This window comes from Streptococcus oralis (assembly GCF_026782375.1).
GTDB lineage: Bacteria > Bacillota > Bacilli > Lactobacillales > Streptococcaceae > Streptococcus > Streptococcus oralis_CL.
This window is the reverse complement of the sequence record NZ_JAKUWJ010000001.1, coordinates 297119-317861: the sequence shown is the minus strand read 5'-3', so window position 1 is coordinate 317861 and position 20743 is coordinate 297119. Positions and strand designations below refer to the sequence as shown.

Here is a 20743-nt window from a genome sequence, read left to right as displayed (position 1 = left end):
GACGATGATATGATTTTATTTTGGGGTTCTAAAGGTTATCAGAAAGAATTGGGACATACGCAAACTGCGATCGAATGTGGTCACTGTAACAATGTTGACACTTGGGAGATTGTAGAAACTGGACGCAAGTTCACCCTCTACTGGATTCCACTTTTCCCTTATGGTAAAAGTTATTTCGTTTCTTGTCCGATTTGCCACTACGGTAAAGAAATTGAGAAATCTGAAGTTGAAAGCTTTTTAAATTACTAGTCAAAAAAGCCAAGTCATTTCGACTTGGCTTTTTAGCGCCTTTAAGTTAGCTTGTTAAAGTCCCATATTTGGTCCATCCAGCCTTCATAAAAGTCTGGTTCGTGGCAAACCATAAGAATGCTTCCTTTGTATTCTTTAAGCGCCCGTTTGAGTTCATCCTTGGCATCCACATCCAAGTGGTTGGTCGGCTCGTCAAGTACTAAAACGTTGTTTTCACGATTCATCAAGAGACAGAAACGCACCTTGGCTTGTTCTCCACCTGATAAGACCTGAATCTGACTTTCGATGTGCTTAGTCGTCAAACCACAACGAGCAAGGGCTGCCCGAACTTCTGCTTGGTTAAGTGCTGGAAAGGCGTTCCAGACCGCTTCTAGAGGCGTCTGGCGATTGCCACCTTCTACTTCTTGCTCAAAATAACCAAGTTCTAGGTAATCTCCGCGTTCAACTTCCCCAGCAATGGGAGGGATAATGCCCAAGAGAGACTTCAAGAGAGTTGTTTTCCCGATACCATTGGCACCAATAATGGCAACCTTTTGATTGCGTTCAAAAGTAAGGTTTAAGGGTTTGGTAAGTGGGCGGTCATAACCAATCTGCAAGTCCTTGGCTTGGAAGATAAAGCGCCCAGGTGTACGAGCTGGTTTGAAATCAAAGGATGGTTTTGGCTTCTCACTTTGCAGTTCGATAATATCCATCTTGTCGAGTTTCTTTTGACGGGACATGGCCATGTTACGAGTTGCGACACGTGCCTTATTGCGAGCCACGAAATCCTTGAGGTCTGCAATCTCTTTCTGTTGACGTTCGTAGGCTGCCTCTAGTTGAGATTTCTTCATAGCATAGACTTCTTGAAACTGGTAGTAGTCACCAGAATAGCGAGTCAACTGCTGATTTTCCACATAATAGACGATATTGATTACGTCGTTGAGGAAAGGAATATCATGTGAAATAAGGACAAAGGCATTCTCATAGTTTTGGAGATAACGCTTGAGCCAGTCAATATGTTCAGCATCCAAGTAGTTGGTTGGCTCATCAAGCAACAAGATATCAGGCTTTTCAAGGAGGAGTTTAGCCAAGAGGACCTTGGTTCTTTGTCCACCTGACAAGGCTGTTACGTCTGTATCCATACCATAGTCCATGACACCAAGAGCACGCGCGACGTCGTCAATCTTAGCATCCAAGGTATAGAAGTCACGACTTTCCAAACGGTCTTGGAGCTCCCCGACTTCTTCCATCAGCGCTTCGATATCTGCTCCTTCTTCTGCCATCTCCATATAGAGTTCATTGATACGAACTTCTGCTTTAAAAAGCTCATCAAAGGCTGTCCGCAAAACATCGCGCACAGTTTGACCTTCTTTTAGCACAGCGTGCTGGTCTAGATAGCCAGCAGTCACGTACTTAGACCACTCCACCTTTCCTTCATCTGGCAACATTTTACCAGTCACGATGCTCATAAAGGTTGATTTTCCTTCACCGTTGGCACCGACTAAACCGATGTGTTCTCCCTTGAGGAGACGGAAGGAGACATCTTCAAAAATTGCACGGTCACCAAAACCGTGACTTAAATTTTTAACTTCTAAAATACTCATTTTAATTCCTTTGTAAGTTTAGTTACATTTAATTTTCTGTAGAGAACCCAAGCTAGATAGCCACCCAAGGTATTGGTCCACAAATCATCAATCTCAAAGACCCGATTAAAATCAAAGAAAAAGTCTAAGACTAGTTGCGTACACTCAATTCCTAGACTCAGTAAAAAACTGAGAAATAGGATTTTTTTCGTTTTTCGTAAGTTTGGATAGAGGTAGAGCAGTTGAAAGACCAGAGGGAAGAGCAAGAAGACATTTAAAATGTTCTGCAAAAAGATCCAAATGACTTGTCCCAAACTAGTCACTTCACCCAGATTCCACAGGGAGTTTAAGGGAGTTAAAAGAAAAACCAGGCGTCCAAAAGTTTGAATACCTGGAGTTTCCACTCCTGTAGGAAGTTGAGGCTGGGGAGTAAAACAAAAACAGGCAATGCAAAGACTGTAAATAGCCACTCCCAATTTCAAGATTAATTCTCTTTTTCTAGTCATTTTATGGATTTACCGCTGCAACTGCCTTCTGGCGGTCACGTTTCATTGTATTGGAACGCAATTGTCCACAAGCCGCATCAATATCTGTACCATGCTCTTGACGAACGACACAGTTGACCCCTTTTTTCTTGAGGGTATCATAGAAAGCCATCACGCGCTCTTTGGGACTACGGCTATATTGGTCATGTTCACTAACTGGGTTATAAGGAATCAAGTTGACATATGACAATTTCTTAATGTTCTTGAGCAATTCTGCCAGCTCAAGCGCTTGTTCGACTCCGTCATTGACTTCATTTAGCATGATATATTCAAAGGTCACACGGCGATTAGTTGTTTCGATATAGTACTCAATAGCTGCGAAGAGCTTTTCAATCGGAAAGGCACGGTTAATTTTCATGATGCTTGAGCGCAATTCATTATTAGGTGCGTGAAGGGAAACAGCCAGATTAACCTGTACGCCTTCATTAGCAAAGTCACGAATTTTATGGGCCAAACCTGAAGTTGAAACAGTGATGTGACGAGCACCGATAGCCATCCCCTTGTCATCATTGATGGTACGGACAAAATTCAAAACATTGTTGTAGTTGTCAAACGGCTCACCAATTCCCATGACAACGATATGGCTGACACGTTCGTCCTGCCCACGCTCATCAAAGTATTTCTGAACCAGCATGATCTGCGCTACGATTTCACCGTTATTAAGATCACGTTGCTTCTTGATCAAGCCTGATGCACAGAAGGTACAACCAATATTACAACCGACCTGAGTGGTCACACAGACTGACAGACCATAATGTTGACGCATCAACACAGTCTCAATCAACATGCCATCTGGCAACTCAAAAAGATACTTAACCGTACCGTCAGCTGACTCTTGTACAATTCGTTGTTTCAAAGGATTTACGACAAACTGCTCATTGAGCTTGGCAATCAAACTCTTGGAAAGGTTGGTCATTTCTTCAAATGACTGGACACGTTTACGGTAGAGCCATTCCCAGATCTGATCTGCTCGGAATTTCTTTTCACCTTGTTCTAATACCCATTCTTGCATGGCTTGACGTGTTAAACTATAAATAGACGGTTTCATCTCTTCTCCTTATTTCTCTATCTATTTCTGACGAATGACAAAATGGCGCTGTCCCTTGTCCTCTTTCTGAGACTTTTGGTCCTTATGACGACGTCTATTTCTCTTATCCGCATGTGGCTTTCTCTTGTTTTGCGAAGGTTTCTTTCCTCTTCTAGGAAGGTTTTCCTCTTCCTTTTTACGCATTTTCTTGTCAAATGACGCACGCTTAGGTGCTTGGTTTTCTAAGACAAAATAAGCACAACCATAACTACAGTACTCCAAAAGATAATCTTGTAAGCGACTAATCTTTTCAATTTTTTCCTCAGTACGTTCGTCTTTGTAAAAACCGCGTAGGCGAAGTTGTTCATTGCTCCAGTCCCCCACGACATAATCAAACTTGGTCAACACTTCTGAAAAGCGCTGATTAAAGACGGTCACATCGAAAGCCTCCTTGATATTTTCAACCAAGGTAAAAGCAATCCCTTCAGTCTCAACCTTATCCCCATTTACCTGAAATTCTGGGCCAGGAAACTTGTTATAATTGTATAATTCAGGTGCAATTTCTTTACGCATAGTCTTCCTTTTCCACGATTACTTAACACTCTATTTTACCATATTTTCTACAAGTTGGCACGAATATCCTAAAAATGAAAAAAGTCTGACGATTCTGTCAGACTTCTGCTTTATAACCTTAAAAAGAGAAGAACAATTCTTCCCTCCATATTTTATTATTTTGCTGCTGCGTAGAGCTCGTCTACTTTGTTCCAGTTGATGACTGAGAAGAAAGCTTTGATGTAGTCAGGACGCACGTTGCGGTATTTCACGTAGTAAGCATGTTCCCAAACGTCCAAGCCCAAGATTGGTTTTTTACCTTCTGAGATTGGTGTGTCTTGGTTTGCTGTAGAAGTCACTTCAAGCTTCCCTTCTGTGTTGACAACCAACCATGCCCAGCCAGAACCAAAGCGAGTTGTAGCTGCTGCTGTAAAGGCTGCTTGGAACTCTTCAAATGAACCAAATGTTGCATCGATTGCTGCTGCAAGTTCTGCTGAAGGAGCAGTCTTTTCAGGAGTCATCAATTCCCAGAAAAGAGCGTGGTTCAAGTGTCCACCACCGTTGTTGATAAGCGCTTGGCGGATATCAGCTGGGATAGATTCTACATCAGCAAGCAAAGCTTCAAGGTCTTCACCGATTTCAGGGTGTTTTTCAAGAGCTGCATTTGCATTGTTGACATAAGTTTGATGGTGCTTGTCATGGTGCAAGTGCATTGTTTCAGCATCGATGTATGGTTCCAAAGCGTCGTAAGCGTATGGAAGATCTGGTAAGATAATAGCCATCTGTAATACCTCTTTTTCTTTCTATAAGAAAATGATAACGCAATCATCCTCTTTTTTCAAGTTTTTTGCTCAATTTGCCTCTGTCGCAATCTGCAAGAGTGCCTTTTCAAACAAGTAACTTTTTTCATAGACACCTGTCTTAATCTGGTAGTCTGTTTCAATCAAATAAGAAATCGCTCGCTTGAGAAAAGCCAAGGAAATCCCTCTCGAATCTCTTAATGCGAACTTGATTTGATAAGGATTAGGATTACGTCCCAAATAAGTTCCCAGACTGCTTACAATCTGCGATTCCGTTTGACCAGCCTCTGATAAGATTTTCACTTGGGTAAAGGTTCGGAACTGTCCTAACATGACAGCTATGAGCTTGATTTCGTCTTCCCCTTGCAAGGTCAAATCTCTAACCAAGTCACGGGCCTGATCAATCTTCTTAGCTAAAATAAACTGAGTTAAATCAAAAATATTGTCCTGCAAAGTCTTTGGAATAGCCTCTACAATGTCCTTCTCCTCAATCAGGCCGTCTGACTTATAAGACTGTAAAAAGAGGAGATTTTTCTGGATTTCGCTAAATTGAAAACCAGACTTGATGAGGAGATTTTCAAAAGACTTATCTGCAAACTGCAGACCTTGTGTCTGGCTCCATTTTTGGAAATACTGGCGAAGTTCTTGTTCCTTAGCCTCCATAGCATCAAATACTGTCGCGTCACGTTTGAGCAGTTTAACCAATCGTCTTTTGCTGTCCAGTTTTCCTTCTGCAAAAATTAATAACTTGGTTGTCGGTGAAGGATTGTCAAGGTATTCCTCAAATGACTTGAGTTCATCATCTGTTAAAAACCGTTTCTTGGCTGTTGTAATATCGAGAAAATGGTCTAATATCACGATTTTCTCATCTGCAAAGAAAGGGAGACTGACCAGCTCCAGCTCTAAATCCTTATAGGCTACTTCTTTCATGTCAAAGTAGGCAAAATTGAAGTTGGCTGGATCATAGCCAATCTGTCTCAGCACCTGATCTTTCATAACTTCAAACTGACCTTGGTCCGAACCTGTAAATAAGGTCAGGCTAGATAAGTTTGATAAAGACAAATTTTGACTTTCTTCTATGGCTAGCATCTTCTCTCCTTTCTTCTTGTTTTTCTATTTCATTTAATCAATATAGCGCAATTTCCCGCGGAAATCTTCTAGGTTTTCGTACCCTTTTTCCGTCATGATTGCTTTTAGTTCATTGGTAATACGCTCAAAAGCACCGACACCTTCTTTGTGTAGGGTGGTCCCTACTTGCACCATGCTAGCACCGCAGAGGATGTGTTCAAAGGCATCACGACCCGTCAGAACGCCACCCGTTCCGATGATTTGGATTTGCGGATTTAAACGTTGGTAAAAGGCGTGTACATTAGCAAGAGCAGTCGGTTTGATGTATTCTCCACCAATGCCACCAAAACCGTTTTTAGGGCGAATAACGACCGACTCGCCTTCAATATAAAGGCCATTTCCGATAGAATTGACACAGTTGACAAACTTGAGTGGATACTTGTTGAAAATAGCTGCAGCTTGATCAAAGTGGACAATATCAAAATAAGGTGGGAGCTTGATTCCAAGAGGTTTGGTAAAGTAGGCAAATACCTCTGACAAGATACGGTCTGTTGTCTCGAAATCATAAGCAATCTGAGGCTTTCCTGGAACATTTGGACAAGAGAGATTGAGCTCTGTCAATCCTTTAAACTCACTCTCTTGGACTTTTTTCAAGATGGTATGTGTTTCCTCTGGAGACATGCCGACTAGGGAAAGAAAAAACGTTCGGTTTGGTTCTTTTTCCTGCAGGTCCAAAAGATAGTCCAGATAATAGTCTAAACCATTATTTGGCAAGCCCATAGAGTTGATGGAACCAAGTGGAACATCTTGGTAACGAGGTTCAAGATTTCCCTGACGGAAGTCCAAGGTTGCTGTCTTCGTGACAAAGGTTCCTGCTACTGAGTCTTTGACACCTTCCAACTCAGCTATTGTCATACAAGCTACACCTGCTGCGTTCATCAAGCAATTGTCAAACTCAAAGCCAGCTATTTGTGTTTTCGTTGATACCATGATTCTAATCCTCCAGATTCCTTTTATTTCTAATATTATACCATACTTTAAGATTTTCTCTTTGAGAAACTAATTTCTATATAAAACGTTCGGTTTTGTAAATTGAAAGAATTTTTAGAAAATTTCTGTTTTTTTCTTTACACTCAAAAAAAATTCTGCTATAATGGCTCATGTAATAAAATATAACAACAAAAAGGAGAACGATATGACATCTGCTAAAGATTATATCCAAAGCGTGTTTGCAACTGTAACAGCTCGTAACGGGCATGAGGCTGAATTTCTCCAGGCGGTTGAAGAATTCTTCAGTACCTTGGAGCCTGTCTTTGAAAAGCACCCTGAGTATATCGAAGAAAACATCCTGGCACGTATCACTGAGCCTGAGCGCGTGATTTCTTTCCGTGTTCCTTGGGTTGACCGTGATGGAAAAGTCCAAGTGAACCGTGGTTACCGTGTTCAATTCAACTCAGCTGTTGGACCATATAAAGGCGGACTTCGTTTCCACCCCACTGTAAACCAAGGGATCTTGAAATTCCTCGGATTTGAACAAATCTTTAAAAACGTCTTGACTGGCCTTCCAATCGGTGGAGGTAAAGGTGGATCAGACTTCGATCCTAAAGGGAAGACTGATGCTGAAGTGATGCGCTTCTGCCAAAGCTTCATGACTGAATTGCAAAAATACATCGGACCATCTCTTGACGTACCTGCTGGTGATATAGGTGTTGGAGGACGCGAAATTGGTTACCTTTACGGACAATACAAACGTCTTAACCAATTTGATGCGGGTGTCTTGACTGGTAAACCTCTTGGATTTGGTGGTAGCTTGATTCGTCCAGAAGCAACTGGTTATGGTTTGGTTTACTATACTGAAGAAATGCTCAAAGCTAATGGTAACAGTTTTGCTGGTAAGAAAGTGGTTATTTCAGGTTCTGGTAACGTAGCTCAATATGCTCTTCAAAAAGCAACTGAACTCGGCGCTACTGTCATCTCTGTATCTGACTCAAACGGTTATGTCATCGACGAAAACGGAATTGACTTCGATCTTTTGGTTGATGTTAAAGAAAAACGTCGTGCTCGTTTGACTGAGTATGCAGCTGAGAAAGCAACTGCTACTTACCATGAAGGTTCTGTATGGACATACGCTGGAAACTACGACATCGCTCTTCCATGTGCGACTCAAAACGAAATCAACGGTGAAGCTGCTAAACGTTTGGTTGCTCAAGGCGTTATCTGTGTATCTGAAGGTGCCAACATGCCTAGTGACCTTGATGCGATTAAAGTCTACAAAGAAAACGGAATCCTTTACGGACCTGCCAAAGCTGCCAACGCTGGTGGTGTAGCTGTATCAGCGCTTGAAATGAGCCAAAACAGCCTTCGCCTTTCATGGACCCGTGAAGAAGTTGATGGACGCCTCAAAGACATCATGACCAACATCTTCAATACAGCTAAAACTACTGCTGAAACATACGGTCTTGGTACTGACTACCTTGCAGGAGCAAATATCGCTGCCTTCGAAAACGTAGCAAACGCTATGATTGCACAAGGTATTGTTTAATTAGTCGATACATCCTTTCGGAGGACAAATGATGAACTTACGGCCAATGGAAGTGAGCGACAATCCAGCTGTAGCACAACTCATTCGAGCTAGTCTTGAAGAATTCGGGCTTGACAAACCAGGAACTGTCTACTTTGATTCTCATCTAGATCATTTGGCCGACTACTATCAACAGCAAGAGAGAGCAGCTTACTTTATTCTGGAAGATGAAGGTCAGCTGGTTGGCTGTGGTGGCTTTGCACCAGTGTCCCATAAGATTGCTGAATTACAAAAACTGTATGTCACTAAAAATAGCCGTGGCAAAGGTTATTCCAGCAGGTTGATAAAGCGGATATTCCATGAAGCCCGCCTAGCAGGTTATGAACAACTTTATCTAGAAACCTCTACTGAACTGGCTACGGCCGTGTCCATCTATCAGCACTATGGTTTTACATCACTGCAAGAACCACTTTCTAACGCCGCCGGCCACCCAGCTATGAATATCTGGATGATAAAATCCCTCTCATCAGATGAATAGATGGCAGTATACTAATGTAGCCAATACTATGATAGTCAAGGTATTGTTTCAGCACTATCAAACTAGAACTCAAAGAAATCCTACTGCTTTTAAAAGCAGTAGGATTTTTATATATCTAATTTTTCAAAAAATTTGCCTGTTGACTGCTTTTCTTTTAGCTTCTCCAGCAGCACATTCTCCAGAAAAGGACTTAGCTCGTCAAAATCTTGGCAAACCTTAAAGACAGTTTCTCTGTCCAACTGACCATAAGCTAATTCGTAATAATCCTTATTATGATGCCAGTTCTGGTCATAGTTGACATCTGTACGTTGATAGTAAACAATGTTTTGCTTCGGTGTCAGGTAAAGTTTCTGTGTTAGAATGCTTTTCCGATCTTTGGAGAGCTTGCTGCGACTGAAAATCTTAACCCCTTGAAAAATATTGCGCTCATGGATACCTTGATTTGTGATTTTTAACTCAATTCTTTTATAATGCATACTATCACCTCCAGAAATCACCTACATTATATCAGGTTCTGGTAGATTCTCAAGCAAAAATGTGTCATTTCCAAAAGTCTTTAGTTGCTTCTAAAATCTCTGCCGTCGGTGTCACCGTAGCCTCAATAATGCTCTTGCCAGTCTTTTTCAGATAGGTTTGTATCAAATGATAACCATAAGCATAGCCCGCAGCATAAGGCATACCGATTGGTAGTTGACCTTGAATCTCAGCGATTTCATCACCGTAGAGATAAGGAGCCATTTCCGCCATCCCTGTTAGCTGAAACTGACTTGAGATGATGGGCTTTATCTCATCTAATTGCTCTGGACTGGTTGAAGTTACCCAAGGTCCAATGAGCTCTTTACCATAGAGCTCGGCAGCAAAAGACTCTTCCAATCCTTCACTAACTACCCAGTCTGCTAGCGTCGTCTGCTGATTCCATTTGATAAATTGGAATCGGACATTGTGATTGCACTCGTGGGCCAGAGCTGCCTGCACACGTGGCAAAGTATAGTCATTTGGTAGTAGACTAAGCATGAGGTAGCCTGGGATTCCACCATCTCCGCTGTATCCCTTATTGAGTTGTAGCATAGGCTTGTCTGGATTGCCCAATAAAATAGTAAAATGGTAATCCTCCACCTCTAAATCATAGCCAGCCTGTTCAAAAAGACCAATACTCCTTTTTATGGTATCCTGGCAGTCTTGCCAGAGTTGATCAGAGCACAGAGAGTCGATAGCTGGTTTATCCTTTTCTGACAGAGTTCCAGGCAGCTGATTCATAAAGCCAAGTAGAAATAGAGCATCAAATCCTCAAGGATACTTCGCTTTTAAAGGAATGTGCTGAGTTTGGTATTTAGGAGCAAATGGAGCGAGTATTTTCGCTCGAAAACAGCCCTCCCTTTTATCAAATGGAAGTTCAAGCAACCCCTGATAAACTTTATCAGAGCGAATAATATTAATTTGCATAGTGATCTCCTTTCTTATCTATCATTAGTATACTCCCTCCCCTAAGGTCAGGGTCAATAAGAAAATTGAATTTATATCAAAATTCTAGTAAATTTTAGGAAAAATAACGTACTAGATTTTTGTATCAGATTATTATTCCGAGGTAGATTCACCCGTTTGGAACAGAAAAAACCGCTACTCCTAAGAATAGCGGTTTATTCATGTTTTTAAGCTACTAATGTAGTTGCTCTATTATTTAAGAGTAACTGAAGCTCCAGCTTCTTCCAATTTAGCTTTGATTTCTTCAGCTTCTGCTGCTGCAACACCTTCTTTAACAAGAGCTGGTGCACCATCAACAAGTTCTTTAGCTTCTTTAAGTCCAAGACCAGTGATTTCACGTACAACTTTGATAACGCCGACTTTCTTGTCGCCTGCAGCTGTCAATTCAACGTCAAATGAATCTTTAGCAGCTTCTTCAGCACCACCAGCAGCAGCTACAGCTACAGGAGCAGCTGCAGTTACACCAAATTCTTCTTCGATAGCTTTTACAAGGTCGTTCAATTCAAGGATTGAAGCTTCTTTAATTTCAGCAATAATGTTTTCAATGTTCAATGCCATTGTTATTTCCTCCAAATAAGTTTTAAATTTTATAATAGTTTTTTCGTAGCTAGGCTACGCTGCGTAGCTTAAGATTAAGCTGCGTCTTCTTTGTTGTCTGCAACCGCTTTGACTGCAAGAGCAACGTTGCGCACTGGCGCTTGAAGTACAGAAAGGAGCATAGAAAGAAGTCCTTCGCGGTTTGGAAGAGTTGCAAGAGCAACGATTTCTTCTTTAGATGCGACAGCGCCTTCGATTGCACCACCTTTGATTTCAAGTGCTTCAGCGTTTTTAGCAAAATCGTTCAAGATTTTCGCTGGCGCGATAACATCTTCGTTAGAAAATGCTACAGCAGATGGTCCAACAAATACAGATGCAAGATCTTCAAGACCAGCTTTTTCAGCTGCACGACGCAAGATTGAGTTTTTAATGACTTTATACTCAACTTCGCTTCCACGAAGCTCACGACGAAGAACTGTATCTTGCTCAACTGTCAAACCACGAGCGTCTACAACGACGATAGATGCAGCAGCTTTCATTTTTTCAGCTACTACGTCAACTAGTTCCGCTTTTTTAGCAATAATTGCTTCACTCATTAGTGTGTTCACCTCCGTAATTATTTTGCTTGGGGAATTTTTCCAAAAGAAAAACGCGCCCAAACCTAGACACGAAAGTACAATACGCTTCTTTTTACATGATACGTTTTGTCCTCGGTAGGATACTTATGAGTCGAGCTCCCCTACTGTCTTAGGCAGTTTTTTCAAACCGTATATAAGTATAGCATAGACAAAAAAAGAATGCAAGATTTTTGCAGACTTTTTTTGAAATATTTTTTTAAATCTCTACTGTCAAAACTTGTCCTTGCTTGACAACTTGTTCTCCAGCAATGTAGACATCATCAACATCACTGGATTTGACTGCATAAACGAGGTGAGAGAGCATATTTTCCTGAGGTTGGAGATGGATTTTCCCTTGTGGTTGAACGACCAGAAAATCCGCTTGCTTGCCAACTTCAAGACTTCCAATCAAGTTTTCCATTCCAAGAACCTTAGCACCTTCTATCGTTAGAGCTTTGAGGGCTGTTTCAATTGGAAACTGGCTGGCATCTCCACTCTTCATTTTCTGTAAGAGAGCTGCGGTACGACCTTCCTCAAACATATCAAGATTGTTATTGGAAGCAACCGAATCTGTCGCAATACCTACTGCCACTCCAGCTTTTTGAAGTTGGATGATTGGAGCAATCCCTGAGGCCAGTTTGAGGTTACTGATAGGATTATGGGCGATTCCCACATGAGAAGTTACCAAGCGTTCAATTTCTCGCTCGTTTAACTCGACCCCGTGAGCAAAGACGGACGGATGATCTAAGTAACCCAGTTCTTCAAGAAAAGCAAGGGGGCGTTTGCCGTATCGTTTCAGAATAATTCCTGACTCCTCCTTGGTCTCCGCCACATGGATATGGAGAGGAAGTTTTAGCTCTTTTGCCATTTCTAAACTCGCTTCCAGCAAGTCTCTGCTACAGCTGTAAGGAGAATGAGGTGCTACCATGACTTTGAAATTTGGATTTTTATATTTTAATATTTCCTCAATGATGGCACGTGTTCTACTTATAGTCTCATCGGTTGTTTCACCTTCTGAAGAAAAGAGAGTCGGAGAAAAGTAACAACGCATCTTGGAAGCTTTCACTGCCTGATAAATCCGCTCAATATCCACACCATTGGGATTATACATATCGTTGAAGCTTGTTGTTCCTGACTGGAGCATCTCCGTCATAGCTTCTTTGACCGCCTTGGTAGTCATGTCGGGAGTGAAGTCTGCTTCTGCTGGCCAGATATAGTCATTGAGCCATTCATGGAGATTGCTGTCATCCCGGATCCCTCGCAAGCCTGTCATAGCAGAGTGGGTATGGCAATTGACCAATCCCGGCATGATCCAGGCTCCCTGATAGTCTATAATCTGCTCAGCTTGATCTAAAATCTCTTGTTTCTCTTGGCCGACATAGATGATTTGAGAATCCTTAACAGCCAAGATACCATCCAGATAGACATGGAAATCTTGGTCACAAGTCACAATATTTACATGCTGATAGACTTTCATTGGTTTTCTCCTTCTAAGGCCTTGATTTTTTCTAGCTATTGTAACAAAAAAGTCGCCCGAAGGCAACTTTTAGTGTCATTAAGATTTTAAAATGGATAGGAATGGCTTATTCTGAGCTAAAAGCCGCAGCCTTTTGCATTTGGTAATACTTTCCCTTTCTAGCCATGAGATCCTGATGGTTTCCATGCTCCACGATGTCACCATCCACCAAGACAAGAATCAAGTCCGCATCCTGAATGGTTGACAAGCGGTGGGCAATGATAAAGCTTGTGCGCCCCTTCATGAGTTTAGCAAAGGCATCCTGAACTAGCACTTCTGTCCGAGTATCGATGGAGGAAGTTGCCTCGTCTAAGATAAGAATCTTGGGAATAGCTAGAAAGACTCGGGCGATGGTCAAAAGCTGGGCTTGACCAACAGAGAGAGATTCTACTGCATTTTCCAACTTAGTATCGTATCCCTTCGGCAGTTGTTGGATAAAGAAGTCTGCATTGGCTGCTTTGGCAGCAGCAATGACTTGCTCTCGACTGGCTTCAGGATTTCCAAAGGCAATATTGTCATGAATAGTTCCTTGCTTGAGCCAAGTTTCCTGTAACACCATGCCAAACTGCTGTCTCAATGATGCTCGGGTATAATCATAAATGGAACGACCATCTAGCAAGACATCTCCCGATTTAATGGGATAAAAACGCATGAGGAGATTGATGAGGGTTGATTTGCCAGCACCTGTAGGACCAACGATGGCCACCTTGCTACCAGCAGGAATGTCAATGGATAAATCCTTAATCAAAACCTTCTCAGGATGATAGCCAAAAGAGACATGTTTAAAGGAAATAGCCCCCTTGACTTGGTCGCTGGTCAATACTTCCTTACCTGTTTCAACCACCTCAGGGCTCTCTAAGACAGCATAAACACGCTCTGCACAAGCGAGAGCACTTTGCAATTCGGCTAGAACTGAAGAAATATCGTTAAAGGGCTTGGTGTACTGTTGAACATAGTTCAAAAAAGTCACTAAACGCCCAATGGTCAAGGTGGATCCCATCATGATACGATAGGCCCCTACTCCAGCTAGAAGGGCATAAATGAGCGAATTTACAAATCGAGTCGAAGGATTAACCGTTGATGAATAAAAGATGGCTGACTGAGAATAGTCTGAGTAGTTGGCATTAGCCTCATGCAATCTTTGGATAAACTCTTCCTGAGCATTAAAGGACTGGATAATGGTCTGCTGGCTAAGCGATTCTTCAATCAACTGGGTCTGAATCCCTCTTGTCTCCGTTTGCTTTTGGAAGAGATGATAAGATCTCTTGGCAATAAAGCGTGAAATCACCATGGATAGGGGCGTCAACAGCAAGACCAAGAGGGTCATGAGGAGATGAATTTGGAGCATGGCTAGAATACTAACCAAAATCATCAAAACACCAATGAAAAATTGATTGAAAATCATGGTCAAGCCAGCTGCCAACTGTTCTATGTCTGTGGTCACACGACTGACCATCTCTCCACTACCCTGCCGATCCACAAAAGCAATCGGTAAACGATGGAGCTTATGAATGATTCGCTCTCGCAAGTCTTTGGTATAAGAGAAGATTAGACGATTATAAAGAAGAGGATTGGTCCATTGTACCAGTGTATTTCCTATAACCACCAAGATCATCTGGATAAAAATCTGCCAAAAAACTGGTGAAGAATCAGCTACTAGGACCTGGTCAATGACCTGCCCAATCAAGATAGGTAGGTAGATCGATAAAGCAACTTGGGCAATAGTTCCTAGAAAGGCAAGGAAAAGGAGAAAAGGATGGCTTACTAAATCTACGGCTAAACGTTTGAGCGTCTGGTTTGCGGTTTGTCGTCTCATGCTAGTCCTCCTTTCCATGTTGAGATGCATTGATTTCGCGATAGACTTGGCTAGTTTTCATCAAGTCCTCGTGCTTGCCAACAGCTAGGAGCTCACCTTTTTCCAAAAGGAGAATCTGGTCAGCCATCTGAAGTGTCGAAGTCCGTTGAGAAATCAAGATTAAGCTCGTGTTAGGTAAGTTTTCTCGAATTGCTTTCAAGAGCTTGGACTCAGTGATGGTGTCGAGGGCCGAGGTCGCATCATCTAGGATGAGAAATGGAGCTTGTCGCAAGACTGCTCGGGCAATAGATAGCCTTTGTTTTTGTCCGCCTGAGAAATTTCGCCCTCCTCCCTCAACTAGGGCATCCAAAAGTCCTTCCTTTTCACTGACAAAATCCTTAGCTTGCGCAATCTCCAAGGCCTGCCATAGTTCCTGGTCAGATACTTCTCGATTGAAACCTAGAGTCAAGTTGGAACGAATAGTTCCTTTAAAGAGTTCGACCCTTTGGGGCACGTAGGCAATCCAAGACCGCCACTGCTCCAAATTACGAGGACTACATCCATCTCGATAAAGATCAATGCTCCCCTTGTCTGCTGGATAAAGACCAAGTAAGACTTGCACCAAGCTTGATTTACCTGAACCAGTTCCCCCGATGATACCAAGGATTTGTCCTTGAGTCATATCAAAGGAAATGTCTCTCAGAGAAGGCTGGGCCGCATCAGGATAGGTAAAGGTCAATTCTTGGACTTGTAAAACCTGATTACTGGTAGCTTGCTTTTGTTCTAACTCCGAATGGATATCTTCTGGAGTCTCAGCAAAGACTTCCTCGATTCGCTTGGCTGAGATGTAGGACTGGTTGAGAGAATTGATCAGCATGGCGAGCTTAACCAATTCCACCAAGATTTGCAAGAGATAGTTGATGAGGGCAATGAGAGCACCTTGACTGAGTAAACCTCCTTGAATTGAAATATAGCCCTGCCAGATGATGACAAGCAGAGTTCCATTGACAATCAGATAGGTCAGGGGTGTTAATAAAGTAGACCAGAAACCAGTCTTTTCTTGCAATCTAGCATAAACTTGATTAAGGGTTTGAAAAATCTGTAACTCTCTTTTTTCTTGCCCAAAAGCACGAATCACCCGCATCCCTTGTAATTGCTGGCGCGTTTCCTGAACCAGTTGGTCCGTTTTCTTTCTGAGACCACTGTAGAGAGGATTGACCAGACGAGAGAGCCCAACAATAACGATTGTCAAAATCACAACCATGACCAAAAACCAGAAAGTCAGCTCAGCTGAGATTCGATAGGCCATAAAGATTGCCCCAAAAACGATAATAGGCGCTCTCAAAAAGAGACGCAGGAATTGATTAATACCAGTCTGAATCTGGTAAGTATCCGAGGTCAAGCGGGTCACCAAGCTAGAAGTTGTCAAACGGTCTCTACTGTCCTTGGGCAAGGAAAGAATATGACGATAGAGGTCGTTTGTCAGTTCTTTGGCAAAACCAACCGCTGCCTTGGCTGAGTAAAACTGGGCTATCAAAGCCACTAAAACACCAATTACTGCAAAGATAAGGAGCAGGCCAATCTGCATCCAGAGATGTCCTTGATCTCCCTGAGGTAAAGATTGGTCAACAATCCCAGCAATCACCATGGGAACCAAGAGCTCAAAAACAGCTTCTAGTAACTTGAATAAGGGAGCTAAAATGGATTCTTTGATATAGGGTTTGAAGTAAGATAGTAAGTGTTTCATAGATCCCTTCTATTCTTATTCTGGAAATGAAGAAAATGGGAAGCGCCACCCTCTCAGTTTTATTTGTTTAAATAAGGCAATAAATAGCCATATCCTGCCTCTTCCATCTCATCCTTGGCTACAAAACGCAAGGAAGCCGAATTGATACAGTAACGGAGGCCACCTAACTCCTGAGGTCCATCTGTGAAAACATGACCCAAGTGAGCATTGCCTGACCGAGAACGAACCTCAATTCGCTCCATTCCATGGCTCATGTCCTTGTAATAATGAATCAATTCCTTAGAAATCGGACGACTAAAACTTGGCCAACCACAACCTGAGGCAAACTTATCCTTGGCAAAAAAGAGTGGCTCACCCGTCGTAATGTCTACATAAATGCCCTCTTCAAAAGTTTGGTCATAAGCATTGCTAAATGGAGCCTCTGTTGCAGCTTCTTGGGTGACACGGTAAGACTCTGCTGACAAACTTTCCCTTAACACTTCTTGACTAGGCTTTTCATAATTTGAGGCGTCAATCAATGGCTTCTCAGCATCTGTCACATCGATATGACAGTAACCTGAAGGATTCTTCTTAAGATAGTCTTGGTGGTAGTCTTCCGCCAGAATATAGTGGCGAAGTTTCTCCACTTCCACTGCAATTTTTCGACCAAGCATACGCTCCTGCTCCTGCACCACTGTGTAGATAGCTGGCAAGTCTGTTTCATTTTGGTAATAGATCCCAGTTCGATATTGACGACCACGGTCATTCCCTTGTTGGTTGATAGATAAGGGATCGATGACTCGGAAATAATAGAGTAAAATCTCTCTGAGTGACACTGCTTTCTCATCATAAATCACTTGAACAGTCTCTGCATGGTCTGTTTCCTTGAGCAGCTGGTAATTGGTTGTTTCGACTTGCCCATTAGCGTAGCCAACACTGGTCGCTAGCACTCCCGAAATTCGGGAAAAATACTCCTCTAAACCCCAAAAACAACCACCTGCTAGATAAATTTCTGCCATCTTTATTTCTCCTTTATCGAGTTTTTCTTTCTTCTAGACTTCTTTTCAAAAAAAGGACAGGAAGCCCTCTAATCAAGACTTTCCCCATCCTATCTTCTATTCTTTATTTTGCTTGGACACGAACACCTTGGGTATCCACCTTCAAATCATGAAGTTTACCTTTAAAAGACTGCTTTTGCAATTCAGCTTTAATTGTGGGCATCTTGTCATGAGAAGCCAGAACCATAACTGTCGGCCCGGCACCAGAGAGGTAGGTTGCATAGGCACCATTTTCTTTGGCTACTTGCTTAATCGTCGCAAATTCTCTCACCAAGTTCTGACGATAGCGCTCGTGGAAGAGGTCTCCCTCGATTGCTTGCCCAGCGGTCACCATATCTCCTGCCAACAAGGCCGCAACCGCCACATTGGCGATAGAACTTGCTGCAACAGCCTCCTTGTAAGACAATTTCTTAGGCAAGACACCGCGGCTGTCTCGGGTACGCAATTCATAGTTTGGAATGTAAGCTAGGAAATCACACTCTGGGAAGTCTGCCACAATTGCTGAAACTTCCCCGTCAACAGAGCTCGCAACAACGAGATTACCATAAATGGCTGGAGCCACATTGTCTGGATGCCCTTCAATCTTGGTCGCCAACTGCAATTTTTCATGGTCAGATAAGTTGAGCTTGCCCAACTGATTGGCTAGTTCAATCCCAGCAACAATGACAGAACTAGAAGAACCCAAACCCCGCGCCAAGGGAACATCACTGGTCATTTTCAAGCGTCTTGGTTGCAAGTCTGGTACAATTTGCAAAGCGATTTTGAGCAAGAGATTACGCTCGTCATGTGGAATCCATTTTCCAATCTGGTGTTCAATCAACCACTCATCTCGTTCTTCGCAAACCTCAATTTGAAGATACTTGGTTACAGCTACACCGACCGAATCAAAACCTGGCCCAATATTGGCACTGGTTGCAGGTACAATAATCTTCATCCTATTCTCCTAACACCTTGAAGGTATTCAAGAGGTCAAATTCTGAAGCTTTGGCCAACTCAGCGGAAACCTTCTCAAGCTGCGCTTTATTGATTTTATGTGTAATGATGACCACACGCGCCTTGTCACCCTCTTTGCCATCTTGGAGGATTTGCTTGAAGGAAATATCTTGAGCATTAAAGATTTCAGCAAGTTTCAAGACTTGACCTTTTGAGTCTGGAGCCAAGATTGAGAAGTAATAATTGGCTTTGACATCCTCAGGCTTAGCCAAGACAAGTTCACGACTATATTCGTTGAAGTCTTTACCAATGGTACCATCATTTAAGCGACGAACGATACGGACAATATCAGCTACAACACTTGTTGCAGTTGGTTTTTGACCCGCACCTGGTCCGTAGTACATAGACTCACCGATACCAATAGATTCTACAAAGACGGCGTTCATTACACCATTCACACTAGCAAGTGGATGTGCTTTAGGAAGGAAGGTTGGAGTCACTTCTGCCGCAATACCTGAAGGAGTTTCCTCGATAGAACCAACCAATTTCACAACATAACCAAGCTCTTGAGCCACAGCTACATCTTCTGGTGTGATGTTACGGATTCCCTTGTGGGCTACATCGTCAAAGGCAACCTTCATCCCAAAGGCAAATTGGCTCAAAATCACCATCTTATAGGCTGCATCAATCCCATCCACATCATTTGTAGGGTCGCTTTCTGCAAATCCTAGTCTTTGAGCTTCGGCCAGAGCGTCATCGTAAGACCAGCCTTCTTCCACCATCTTAGTCATCATGAAGTTAGAAGTTCCGTTAACCACACCAAGGACACGAGTGATTTTGTCAGAAGCCAGCGAATTTGCCAAGGTACGAAGAATTGGAATCCCACCAGCTACTGCTGCTTCGTAGTAGAGTGCCACATTGTGCTCTTTAGCGATTCCTAGCAATTCTGCTCCATGGACAGCCAAAAGATCCTTGTTAGCAGTAACAACGTGTTTCCCAGCTTCCAAGGCACGAGTGATAAAGGTCTTAGCAGGCTCAATACGCCCCATCAATTCTACTACAATCGTAATGTCTTGATCTGATAAAATATCCTCTACATTGGTTACAAAGTTAAAGTCATTCCCTGCCGCAAGCAAGCGATTCTTTTCATCTTCATCCTTGACCAATACCTTGGCTACTTCAATCTCTGAATGAGCTGACTGGATAATTTTTTCTCCGTTTTCCTTTAGGAGGAACGGTACGCCACTTGCAACGGTACCAAATCCAAGTAAAGCAATTTTAACTGTCATGTTTGTCTCCTAGAAATTTTCTGATATAGCCATTATAACAGAATTTTGTGAAAATTCCTATCCAAGAAAACCGCTATTTATAGATAGAAAAGAAAAAACGAATCACCTGATTCGCCTTTTCTGATAAGTAAAAATTGATTTCTAAAAACTATGAATTAATTTTTTGAAGACCGAACACCGCGTCGTGATTGATCAAGATGTGACCATACTCTTGTAAAACCGAACGACTGATATCACTGTCGTCAGCAAATTCACGCATACGAGCCAAGATCCAGGCTGGATATGGACTAGGATGATTTTCCACATCAACTAAGATTGTCAAATAATAGTGTCCATTCATCTTATAGAGTTCAGATGTTTCCATCTGGTAGTTAACCGTCTTTGCAAAAGCAACTAGGTCAGCAAGATTTGCGAAACGCAAGATATAGTAGATATAAGGTTCCTTCTTGCTCTCAGTTTCCTTTTCTGTTTGCTCCTGCTCTTCTTCCTTAGCCTCGACTTGCTCTAGGGATTGAATAGCCTCTATATCATCCTTGGTTTTCTCTGCGATACTCTTTTCTAGCGTCTTGAGAAATTCATCTGGCGACATTTGGGCCAATTCTTCCATGTCAGGTAGGTCCGCCAAATCTTCAAAATCAAGCTTTTGGTCAATCTTAGACTTGGTCACAAAGACATCGACCTTATCTGGTTTTGGTGTTACACGAAAACTCAACATGCCACTATCCAAGAAATTGTCTGGCATCTCTAATTCATCTAAAATGGCATAGAAGAACTCTTCAGTTTTTTCCTGAGGAACGAGAAAGTCTGCAATCTCCATCCCCCGATCCATCAAATCATCTAAAGTCATCGTGATTTTCAGTGTTGTATCACTAATTTGTTTCATCTTCATATCTAGTAACCTCATACTTTCAGTCTATCTATTATACTA

General features: G+C 42.3%; 20 protein-coding genes, 1 pseudogene and 1 other annotated feature. Of the genes and pseudogenes, 3 read left to right on the top strand and 18 right to left on the bottom strand.

The annotated features are described in order from the left end of the window. Window positions 1–9: 9 nt before the first annotated feature. Complete coding sequence (locus MK409_RS01515) at window positions 10–249, top strand: zinc-ribbon domain-containing protein (protein WP_096406815.1); 240 nt, start codon at window positions 10–12, stop codon at window positions 247–249. Window positions 250–290: 41 nt separating this feature from the next. Here MK409_RS01515 and MK409_RS01510 read toward each other — a convergent pair whose 3' ends face one another. From MK409_RS01510 to MK409_RS01480, 7 genes are all read right to left on the bottom strand, one after another. Continuing rightward, window positions 291–1832: an ABC-F family ATP-binding cassette domain-containing protein gene (locus tag MK409_RS01510; RefSeq protein WP_268705094.1), complete on the bottom strand. Its 1542-nt coding sequence runs from the start codon at window positions 1830–1832 to the stop codon at window positions 291–293. Further along, complete coding sequence (locus tag MK409_RS01505) at window positions 1829–2317, bottom strand: VanZ family protein (protein WP_268705093.1); 489 nt, start codon at window positions 2315–2317, stop codon at window positions 1829–1831. Before MK409_RS01505 ends, MK409_RS01510 begins: the two co-directional genes overlap by 4 nt. Window position 2318: 1 nt before the next feature. Further along, complete coding sequence (gene rlmN / locus MK409_RS01500; protein ID WP_268705092.1) at window positions 2319–3404, bottom strand: 23S rRNA (adenine(2503)-C(2))-methyltransferase RlmN; 1086 nt, start codon at window positions 3402–3404, stop codon at window positions 2319–2321. A gap of 21 nt (window positions 3405–3425) precedes the next feature. Then, entirely contained in the window at window positions 3426–3956 is a 531-nt protein-coding gene (locus MK409_RS01495; RefSeq protein ID WP_268705091.1) for a YutD family protein, read from the bottom strand. Window positions 3957–4111: 155 nt separating this feature from the next. Next, on the bottom strand, window positions 4112–4717 hold the full coding sequence (gene sodA, locus MK409_RS01490; protein WP_268705090.1) for a superoxide dismutase SodA: 606 nt from the start codon (window positions 4715–4717) through the stop codon (window positions 4112–4114). Between the two features lie 69 nt (window positions 4718–4786). After that, window positions 4787–5824 (bottom strand): DNA polymerase III subunit delta, encoded by a 1038-nt coding sequence (gene holA / locus MK409_RS01485; RefSeq protein WP_268705089.1) that lies wholly within the window; start codon window positions 5822–5824, stop codon window positions 4787–4789. Window positions 5825–5857: 33 nt separating this feature from the next. Continuing rightward, window positions 5858–6793 (bottom strand): dihydroorotate oxidase, encoded by a 936-nt coding sequence (locus MK409_RS01480; RefSeq protein ID WP_268705088.1) that lies wholly within the window; start codon window positions 6791–6793, stop codon window positions 5858–5860. Between the two features lie 205 nt (window positions 6794–6998). On the opposite strand from MK409_RS01480, the gene gdhA reads away from it, so the two are divergent. Both gdhA and MK409_RS01470 read left to right on the top strand, forming a co-directional pair. Beyond that, window positions 6999–8345, top strand: coding sequence for an NADP-specific glutamate dehydrogenase (gene gdhA / locus MK409_RS01475; RefSeq protein WP_268705087.1), 1347 nt, complete (start codon window positions 6999–7001; stop codon window positions 8343–8345). Window positions 8346–8376: 31 nt separating this feature from the next. Then, window positions 8377–8862, top strand: coding sequence for a GNAT family N-acetyltransferase (locus MK409_RS01470; protein WP_268705615.1), 486 nt, complete (start codon window positions 8377–8379; stop codon window positions 8860–8862). A 107-nt stretch (window positions 8863–8969) separates the two neighbouring features. Here the strand turns inward: MK409_RS01470 and MK409_RS01465 are convergent, their stop codons facing one another. From MK409_RS01465 to mecA, 11 genes and pseudogenes are all read right to left on the bottom strand, one after another. Next, a complete protein-coding gene (locus tag MK409_RS01465; protein ID WP_268705086.1) occupies window positions 8970–9338 on the bottom strand; it encodes an EXLDI protein in 369 nt (122 codons plus the stop codon). A 64-nt stretch (window positions 9339–9402) separates the two neighbouring features. Next, a pseudogene (locus MK409_RS01460) lies at window positions 9403–10305 on the bottom strand (DUF2268 domain-containing protein). Window positions 10306–10536: 231 nt separating this feature from the next. After that, a complete protein-coding gene (rplL, locus tag MK409_RS01455) occupies window positions 10537–10902 on the bottom strand; it encodes a 50S ribosomal protein L7/L12 (protein ID WP_001196967.1) in 366 nt (121 codons plus the stop codon). 74 nt (window positions 10903–10976) lie between these two features. Then, window positions 10977–11477, bottom strand: coding sequence for a 50S ribosomal protein L10 (gene rplJ, locus MK409_RS01450; protein WP_001287274.1), 501 nt, complete (start codon window positions 11475–11477; stop codon window positions 10977–10979). Between the two features lie 38 nt (window positions 11478–11515). Then, window positions 11516–11651 (bottom strand) — a sequence feature (ribosomal protein L10 leader region). A 64-nt stretch (window positions 11652–11715) separates the two neighbouring features. Continuing rightward, a complete protein-coding gene (locus MK409_RS01445) occupies window positions 11716–12975 on the bottom strand; it encodes a TRZ/ATZ family protein (protein ID WP_268705085.1) in 1260 nt (419 codons plus the stop codon). A 106-nt stretch (window positions 12976–13081) separates the two neighbouring features. After that, complete coding sequence (locus MK409_RS01440) at window positions 13082–14830, bottom strand: ABC transporter ATP-binding protein (protein ID WP_268705084.1); 1749 nt, start codon at window positions 14828–14830, stop codon at window positions 13082–13084. 1 nt (window position 14831) lies between these two features. Then, on the bottom strand, window positions 14832–16556 hold the full coding sequence (locus tag MK409_RS01435; protein WP_268705083.1) for an ABC transporter ATP-binding protein: 1725 nt from the start codon (window positions 16554–16556) through the stop codon (window positions 14832–14834). 59 nt (window positions 16557–16615) lie between these two features. Continuing rightward, window positions 16616–17554, bottom strand: coding sequence for a peptide-methionine (R)-S-oxide reductase MsrB (gene msrB, locus MK409_RS01430; RefSeq protein ID WP_268705082.1), 939 nt, complete (start codon window positions 17552–17554; stop codon window positions 16616–16618). 103 nt (window positions 17555–17657) lie between these two features. Then, window positions 17658–18527, bottom strand: coding sequence for a homoserine kinase (gene thrB, locus MK409_RS01425; RefSeq protein WP_268705081.1), 870 nt, complete (start codon window positions 18525–18527; stop codon window positions 17658–17660). A gap of 1 nt (window position 18528) precedes the next feature. Continuing rightward, window positions 18529–19815, bottom strand: coding sequence for a homoserine dehydrogenase (locus MK409_RS01420; RefSeq protein ID WP_268705080.1), 1287 nt, complete (start codon window positions 19813–19815; stop codon window positions 18529–18531). Window positions 19816–19963: 148 nt separating this feature from the next. Continuing rightward, on the bottom strand, window positions 19964–20704 hold the full coding sequence (mecA, locus tag MK409_RS01415; protein WP_268705614.1) for an adaptor protein MecA: 741 nt from the start codon (window positions 20702–20704) through the stop codon (window positions 19964–19966). Between the last annotated feature and the right edge of the window lie 39 nt (window positions 20705–20743).

Excerpts from the sequence above, each read along its gene's own strand:
- MK409_RS01515 (WP_096406815.1), top strand. The coding sequence starts at position 10 with ATGATTTTATTTTGGGGTTCTAAAGGTTATCAGAAAGAATTGGGACAT.
- MK409_RS01510 (WP_268705094.1), bottom strand. The coding sequence starts at position 1,832 with ATGAGTATTTTAGAAGTTAAAAATTTAAGTCACGGTTTTGGTGACCGT.
- MK409_RS01505 (WP_268705093.1), bottom strand. The coding sequence starts at position 2,317 with ATGACTAGAAAAAGAGAATTAATCTTGAAATTGGGAGTGGCTATTTAC.
- rlmN (WP_268705092.1), bottom strand. The coding sequence starts at position 3,404 with ATGAAACCGTCTATTTATAGTTTAACACGTCAAGCCATGCAAGAATGG.
- MK409_RS01495 (WP_268705091.1), bottom strand. The coding sequence starts at position 3,956 with ATGCGTAAAGAAATTGCACCTGAATTATACAATTATAACAAGTTTCCT.
- sodA (WP_268705090.1), bottom strand. The coding sequence starts at position 4,717 with ATGGCTATTATCTTACCAGATCTTCCATACGCTTACGACGCTTTGGAA.
- holA (WP_268705089.1), bottom strand. The coding sequence starts at position 5,824 with ATGCTAGCCATAGAAGAAAGTCAAAATTTGTCTTTATCAAACTTATCT.
- MK409_RS01480 (WP_268705088.1), bottom strand. The coding sequence starts at position 6,793 with ATGGTATCAACGAAAACACAAATAGCTGGCTTTGAGTTTGACAATTGC.
- gdhA (WP_268705087.1), top strand. The coding sequence starts at position 6,999 with ATGACATCTGCTAAAGATTATATCCAAAGCGTGTTTGCAACTGTAACA.
- MK409_RS01470 (WP_268705615.1), top strand. The coding sequence starts at position 8,377 with ATGAACTTACGGCCAATGGAAGTGAGCGACAATCCAGCTGTAGCACAA.
- MK409_RS01465 (WP_268705086.1), bottom strand. The coding sequence starts at position 9,338 with ATGCATTATAAAAGAATTGAGTTAAAAATCACAAATCAAGGTATCCAT.
- rplL (WP_001196967.1), bottom strand. The coding sequence starts at position 10,902 with ATGGCATTGAACATTGAAAACATTATTGCTGAAATTAAAGAAGCTTCA.
- rplJ (WP_001287274.1), bottom strand. The coding sequence starts at position 11,477 with ATGAGTGAAGCAATTATTGCTAAAAAAGCGGAACTAGTTGACGTAGTA.
- MK409_RS01445 (WP_268705085.1), bottom strand. The coding sequence starts at position 12,975 with ATGAAAGTCTATCAGCATGTAAATATTGTGACTTGTGACCAAGATTTC.
- MK409_RS01440 (WP_268705084.1), bottom strand. The coding sequence starts at position 14,830 with ATGAGACGACAAACCGCAAACCAGACGCTCAAACGTTTAGCCGTAGAT.
- MK409_RS01435 (WP_268705083.1), bottom strand. The coding sequence starts at position 16,556 with ATGAAACACTTACTATCTTACTTCAAACCCTATATCAAAGAATCCATT.
- msrB (WP_268705082.1), bottom strand. The coding sequence starts at position 17,554 with ATGGCAGAAATTTATCTAGCAGGTGGTTGTTTTTGGGGTTTAGAGGAG.
- thrB (WP_268705081.1), bottom strand. The coding sequence starts at position 18,527 with ATGAAGATTATTGTACCTGCAACCAGTGCCAATATTGGGCCAGGTTTT.
- MK409_RS01420 (WP_268705080.1), bottom strand. The coding sequence starts at position 19,815 with ATGACAGTTAAAATTGCTTTACTTGGATTTGGTACCGTTGCAAGTGGC.
- mecA (WP_268705614.1), bottom strand. The coding sequence starts at position 20,704 with ATGAAGATGAAACAAATTAGTGATACAACACTGAAAATCACGATGACT.